Source organism: Rhizobium sp. R711 (assembly GCF_002211365.1).
In the GTDB taxonomy this organism is placed as follows: domain Bacteria; phylum Pseudomonadota; class Alphaproteobacteria; order Rhizobiales; family Rhizobiaceae; genus Rhizobium.
On sequence record NZ_LOKZ01000012.1, the window covers coordinates 415,655 to 421,856 of the forward strand.

5 protein-coding genes are annotated in these 6,202 nt (G+C 61.5%); 1 reads left to right on the plus strand and 4 read right to left on the minus strand.

Annotation, left to right across the window (positions count from 1 at the left end):
- Positions 1-31 precede the first annotated feature (31 nt).
- Positions 32-718, minus strand: a complete 687-nt coding sequence (locus tag ATY80_RS15345) for a L,D-transpeptidase (RefSeq protein ID WP_088693223.1) — start codon at positions 716-718, stop codon at positions 32-34.
- A gap of 181 nt (positions 719-899) precedes the next feature.
- On the opposite strand from ATY80_RS15345, the gene ATY80_RS15350 reads away from it, so the two are divergent.
- Positions 900-1,394: an MmcB family DNA repair protein gene (locus ATY80_RS15350; RefSeq protein ID WP_088693224.1), complete on the plus strand. Its 495-nt coding sequence runs from the start codon at positions 900-902 to the stop codon at positions 1,392-1,394.
- A 2-nt stretch (positions 1,395-1,396) separates the two neighbouring features.
- On the opposite strand, the gene ATY80_RS15355 is transcribed toward ATY80_RS15350, so the two are convergent.
- The 3 genes from ATY80_RS15355 to hrpB form a co-directional block, all read right to left on the minus strand.
- Complete coding sequence (locus ATY80_RS15355) at positions 1,397-1,972, minus strand: ActR/PrrA/RegA family redox response regulator transcription factor (protein WP_037116872.1); 576 nt, start codon at positions 1,970-1,972, stop codon at positions 1,397-1,399.
- Positions 1,973-2,041: 69 nt separating this feature from the next.
- Entirely contained in the window at positions 2,042-3,352 is a 1,311-nt protein-coding gene (locus ATY80_RS15360) for an ActS/PrrB/RegB family redox-sensitive histidine kinase (protein ID WP_088693225.1), read from the minus strand.
- Positions 3,353-3,379: 27 nt separating this feature from the next.
- On the minus strand, positions 3,380-5,845 hold the full coding sequence (gene hrpB, locus ATY80_RS15365) for an ATP-dependent helicase HrpB (RefSeq protein WP_088693226.1): 2,466 nt from the start codon (positions 5,843-5,845) through the stop codon (positions 3,380-3,382).
- Between the last annotated feature and the right edge of the window lie 357 nt (positions 5,846-6,202).

Below are 6,202 nucleotides of genomic sequence, written 5' to 3' on the forward strand. Positions count from 1 at the left end.
GGCCTTTCTAATACCCTATTTCAGGGACAGCTTACTGGATAACGATGACCTTCGAAGTCGTCTTGCCCGGGCGTACGCGGCTGTAGAGATCGATAACGTCCTGGTTCATCAGTCGAATGCAGCCAGAGGAGGCAGCAGTACCGATCGAAGCCCATTCCGGCGTTCCGTGCAGACGGAAGAGGGTGTCCTGACCCTTTTCGTTGAAGAGATACATGGCACGCGCGCCGAGCGGATTGCTGAGGCCGGGGCCCATGCCATCCTCAACATATTTGGCGACTTCGGGCTTGCGCTCAGCCATTTCTTTCGGCGGATGCCAGGTCGGCCATTCCTGCTTCCAGGCAACATAGGCAGTGCCTGCCCATGCGAACCCCTGCTTGCCGACGCCGATGCCGTAACGCATCGCCTTGCCGCCGGGCAGGATGTAATAGAGGAAACGCTCGCGGGTATTGACGATGATCGTGCCCGGGCGCTCGGTGGTTTCGTAAGAGACGATCTGGCGGCGGAATTGCGGCTTGACCTTCTGGATCGGGATCGCCGGCAGCGAATACCCGGCATCCGTCGTCACGCCGTAAGCGTCGTCGAAGATTTGCGCGGTCTGGACGGTCGGCCCCGGCGCGACCTTGTCTTCAACGGAGGCGCTTTCGGTAGTCGAGGAGCAACCGGCCAGAGCGAGCGTCGCGATCAGGCCGAATACAGGAAATGCATTGCGGATGCGCATGGATGTCTCTTAGGAAATAGGCAAGGGAGGAACGGTCTTTTGAACCATCTTTGATTATAGTTTATTTTCGATTAACTTTGCCTTTGCAAGCCGTTGCAGTGCGGCAAAACCAATACGCAGCGGCAAATTAGAAGCGCATGGTTTTTTTGCAACAACGCGCGCGCCAAACTCACGGTTATCCATGACGATTTTGAGTGTTTACAATAACAATCCGTTAATAGACGGCCGGCAGTCGGACAGAGCTATGCTGGTGCGCCGCGGGGCTCAGATTTTACTTCACGAAATGCGTCACGCCGTGTTGCCGGAACTGTCGCTTGCGAGCGGACGGCGCGCGGATCTGATCACCATTTCGGAGAAGGGAGAGATCTGGATCATCGAGATCAAGACCTCGATCGAAGACCTTCGTGTCGACCGCAAGTGGCCGGACTATCGCTTGCATTGTGATCGGCTGTTCTTCGCGACGCACAAGGATGTTCCGCTCGATATCTTCCCCGAGGATTGCGGCTTGTTTCTCTCTGACGGTTACGGCGCCCATATGATCCGCGAAGCGCCGGAGCATCGCCTCGCGCCCGCCACCCGCAAATCGGTCACCCTGAGCTTCTCCCGCGCAGCTGCTCAGCGCCTGCTGATGGCCGAATGGGCAAACGGCAAGCCTTTCGACGTCGACGATATGTAGAGTTATTTGGGCGCGCGCTTGGCCAGAATACGCTGTAGCGTGCGGCGATGCATGTTAAGCCGCCGCGCTGTCTCCGAAACATTGCGCTCACACATCTCATAAACCCGCTGAATATGCTCCCAGCGCACCCGATCGGCCGACATTGGGTTTTCCGGCAACTCCGCTTTCTCGCCGGCCCGCTGCGTCAGCGCGGCGTAGACGTCGTCGGCGTCAGCGGGCTTCGCCAGGTAATCGACGGCGCCAAGCTTCACCGCCGTAACGGCCGTAGCAATATTTCCGTAGCCGGTCAGGACGATGATCCGCGTATCGTCCCTACGCTGTCGGATGGCCTCGATCACATCCAATCCATTGCCATCGCCAAGTCGCAGGTCGACCACCGCGTATTTCGGCGGATGGCTCTTTGACTTGGCAACACCCTCGGCAACCGATTCGGCTGTCTCGACCTTGAAGCCGCGCGTCTCCATGGCGCGTGCCAGGCGGCGTAGGAACGGCCCGTCGTCATCGACGATCAGCAGGCTGGCGTCTGGACCAATATGATCCGCATCTGCAAGGGAGGATTCGTGGTCAAGCTCGTTCATGTTCGTCAATCCCGGCAATCGCCTGCCTGATATAAGTCAAGTTTCCCGTTTTTCATTATGCCGATAGCGTCATTTTGTCGAATTTGCATCGATCAGCATGCGCGGCCATTCGACACGGACACGCGCTCCTGCCGCCTCCGGCATGCGGTTCTCGAACACCAGTGACGCGCCGGATCGCTCCAGGAGCGTCTTGGCGATGAAGAGCCCCAGTCCCAGCCCGCCGGCTCGGTCTTCCCGCTGTCTCTTGGTTACGTAGGGTTCGCCGATCCGGGTCAGGATATCGGAAGAATAGCCCTCGCCGTCGTCCTCGATCGTGATGCGGACTTTTCGCGCATCGTGCTCGACCGTTACGGTGACCTCGTCGCGCGCGTAGTCGACGGCGTTTTCGATCAGGTTGCCGAGCCCATACATGATGCCGGCATTGCGGTCGGTTACGGGCTCGCCTTTGCGCGGACTCTTTTCGATCAGTTCGAGCTTGATCCCGAATTCCCGATGCGGCGCCACGATCTCTTCCATCATCGATGACAGTGGCAACCGCCGGAGATGGGCTTCTCCTTCAGCCGAGAGCGTCGCTAGCCGCCTCAGAATGTCGCGACACCGCTCGCTCTGGCTGCGCAACAGTTGCACATCCTCGCGAAAGCGATCGTCATCCTTGAGTTCGCGCTCCATTTCCTTGGCAACGACGCTGATGGTGGCAAGCGGCGTTCCAAGCTCGTGTGCCGCCGCAGCGGCAAGACCGTCCAGCTGCGAAAGGTGCTTCTCCCGCTGCAGGACGAGCTCGGTTGCCGCTAGCGCATCGGCCAGCTGGCTCGCTTCCATCGAGACCCGATATGCATAAAAGGCGGCGAAGGCCATGGTCGATGCGATCGAGCACCAGACGCCGAACTGCATCACGGTGTGGACATTGATCTCGACCCCATCGAACCACGGCAAGGGAAAGGGCGAGAACGCGAGAATGGTGATGCAGATCATCGCAATGAGAATGAGCACCGTGCTGAAGCGGATCGGCTGCGACGCAAAGGAAATGATGACAGGAACGCAGACGAGCGCGGCGAAAGGATTTGCAAGGCCGCCGGTGATGAAGAGCAGCGCGCAAAGCTGCAGAAGGTCGAAACCGAGCAGCGCGAAGGCCGCGCCCGGATAGAGCCGATGGGTCGGCGGATAGCGGATCATCAGGTAGAAATTGACCGCCGCCAGTGCCGCGATCAGCACCGCGCATGCAACGAGCGGAAGGGGAAACTTCAGCCAGAAGGCAACGATGAACACCGTCACGGCTTGGCCGCCGACAGCAAGCCATCGCAGCCGCACCAGCGTCTGCAATCTCAATCGCCTGCTACTATGCCTGTCCTCTTCCGACGAACTCTCGACATTGTCGACCATCTGACATCCCTTGAACCGTAGTAGCGCTCATGTACCACGAGGTTTGACCCTTGTCGTCGGCGTGGCGTCTTCCGGCCGCTCGGGCCAGGGGTGCTTGGGATAGCGGCCGCGCATGTCGGCGCGCACGTCCCGCCACGAGCCGGCCCAGAATCCGGGTAGATCACGGGTCGTTTGGATCGGCCGGTGTGCCGGCGAGGTCAGCTCGAGAAGCAGCGGCAGTCGACCGCCACCGATTGCCGGATGCTGATTGAGGCCGAAGAGTTCCTGCACGCGGATCGTCAGCGTCGGTTCCTCGCCATCATATTGGATCGGATGCCGCTGTCCCGTCGGGGCTTCGAAATGCGTTGGCGCGAGGCGTGAAAGATCCCGCTGCATCTCGTGCGGTATCAACGCCATCAACCCGTTCGAAAGACCCGACGGGGAAATGTCGGAAATCCCCCGAGCATCCATCTGGTAGGGAATGAACCACTCATCGAGCCGCGCAATCAATGCTTCGTCGCTGACATCAGGCCACGCATCGCCGATGCTGCGATGAAGAAAGCCGATGCGCTCGCGCAGCTGCATGGCTTCCTTGGAAAAAGGCAGCTGTTCCAACCCCAGCTCGCGCACACCTTCTGCCAGTGCACGGCTGGCAGCTTCGCCGGTTGGACGAGGCAGTGGCGTCTCGTCGAAGACAATGGCGCCGAGCCGGGTCGCCCGCCTGGCTCGGACCTGCCGGCTCTGTCGGTCGAAAAAGGTCTGATCGCCGGTCGAAATTGAACCGGGCAGGTCTTCTTCGATGTCGGCGCGAGACACTTCGGCTGCCGCCAGGATGCGCCCCTGCGCCGCCCGGCCCGTCAAATCTGCGATGACGAGCATCGGGCTGCCGGCGAGCCGCTCGGTCTCCGGCAGTTCCGCGCCGCGCCCATTCGCCATGAGGAAGCGGCCTCTGCCGCCGCGCTGCAGCCCGATTCGGTCAGGGAAGGCGTGCAGCAGCAGCCGTCCCGTCTGGCTGGGTTCCGCAGCCTTGGCGACATCGAGACCCTTGGCCAGTCGAGCCGCCAGCTGACGCGAACCTTCGGCGCGATCGCCGCGCTCCGACCGGAAGCGCCGCATCCGCTCTTCGAGGTCAATGCTTGGACCGCCGAGGCCCTGTTCAGTCAACAGAACCGCCAGCTCTGCCGCGTCTCTTGCATGCCCTGTCTCGCCTGCGAAGATCACCATGGCAGCCAGACGCGGCGGCAGCGCAAGGTCGCGCATCATCTTCCCGCGCGCAGTGAGTGCGCCGTCCTTGTCGAGCGCGCCAAGCTGCAGCAGCAGCGCCCGCGCCTCCGACAGCGTCGTCTCCGGCGGCTGGTCGACGAAGGACAGTGCGCGGGCATCCTGCACGCCCCAGTGGGCAAGATCGAGAACGAGGCCGGAGAGATCGCTGGAAAGTATCTGCGGCGGCGTGAATGCCGGCAGGGCGGCGGTCTGCCCCTGATGCCAGAGACGGATCGCAATACCTGGCTCGGTTCGTCCCGCACGTCCGGCACGCTGGTCGGCCGAAGCGCGCGAGACGCGCACCGTTTCCAGTCGCGTGATGCCGGTCGAGGCCTCGAACACCGGAAGCCGCTGCAGGCCGCTATCGATTACGATCCGCACCCCGTCAATGGTGATCGACGTCTCGGCAATCGAGGTGGCGAGCACGACTTTGCGCGTCCCGGGCTCGGCCGGCCGGATTGCCGCATCCTGTTCCCGCTGTGTCAGGTTGCCGAAAAGCGGTGCAATCAGCGTTTGTGGTCCAAAGCGTCCTTCGAGCCGCTCGGCGGTGCGGGCGATCTCCGCCTGGCCGGGCAGGAAGGCGAGGATTGATCCGCTCTCGCTGGCATGAGCGTCAACGATCGCGCGCGTCATCGCGTCTTCCATGCGCTCGCCGCTCGGCCGATCCTTGTAGCGGATGTCGATCGGGTAGCTTCGCCCCATGCTTTCGATGACAGGCGGCTGGCCGAGAAGCTCGGCAACACGCGCGACGTCAAGCGTCGCTGACATTACCAGTACGCGCAGGTCATCTCGCAAGGCGGATTGCACATCGAGCGCCAGTGCCAGGCCGAAGTCGGCGTCCAGCGAGCGCTCGTGGAACTCATCAAAGATGACGACCGAGACACCTGATAGTTCGGGATCCTCGAGGATCATGCGGGCGAACACGCCTTCGGTCACGACCTCGACGCGGGTCTTGGCGGATACTCTGGTGTCGAGCCGCATGCGATAGCCGACGGTCCCGCCCACAGTCTCGCCAAGCAGCGAGGCCATGCGGCTTGCCGCCGCGCGGGCCGCGAGGCGTCGCGGCTCCAGAAGGATGATCTTGCCGTCGCCACGCCAATCCTGATCGAGCAGATAGAGGGGAACAAGCGTCGTCTTGCCGGCGCCCGGCGGGGCGGAAAGCACGGCGCGGCCCCGTGTGGCCAGTGCCGCCCCGATCTCCGGGAGAACATGCGAAACCGGAAGTTCCGGCAGGGAAGTCATGCGGGTCACGTGCGCGTCTTCGTTTCATAAGCGAGGATGGCACGCATCTCTTTTAGGATCAGCTACGTCATTCCCCGGGGGTAATGCATCGCCGGTAAAACTACCGACACCGCGCGGCTGTGCGCAAGTCATGTCCTCCGCGGATTGAGCCGGACCTCAAATGGCGAAGATTCTGCATCTGAGGGTGGAAGCTGGACGGCAAGTACAGGCAGGAGTCGCCGCCATGGGTCCGTACGGATGGCCAAAGCACCCACTCTTGAAAATCCCTCTTTCATTTCAATCTGTTACAAAAATGTCAAAAAACTTTGTTTGGCGGTGTTGACTTAGAAAAGGGGCAGGGTCTATAAGCCCGATCACTGACGAGGG

Bases quoted from the DNA above. Each gene is read 5' to 3' on its own strand.
- ATY80_RS15345 (WP_088693223.1), bottom strand. From the start codon at position 718: ATGCGCATCCGCAATGCATTTCCTGTATTCGGCCTGATCGCGACGCTC.
- ATY80_RS15350 (WP_088693224.1), top strand. From the start codon at position 900: ATGACGATTTTGAGTGTTTACAATAACAATCCGTTAATAGACGGCCGG.
- ATY80_RS15355 (WP_037116872.1), bottom strand. From the start codon at position 1,972: ATGAACGAGCTTGACCACGAATCCTCCCTTGCAGATGCGGATCATATT.
- ATY80_RS15360 (WP_088693225.1), bottom strand. From the start codon at position 3,352: ATGGTCGACAATGTCGAGAGTTCGTCGGAAGAGGACAGGCATAGTAGC.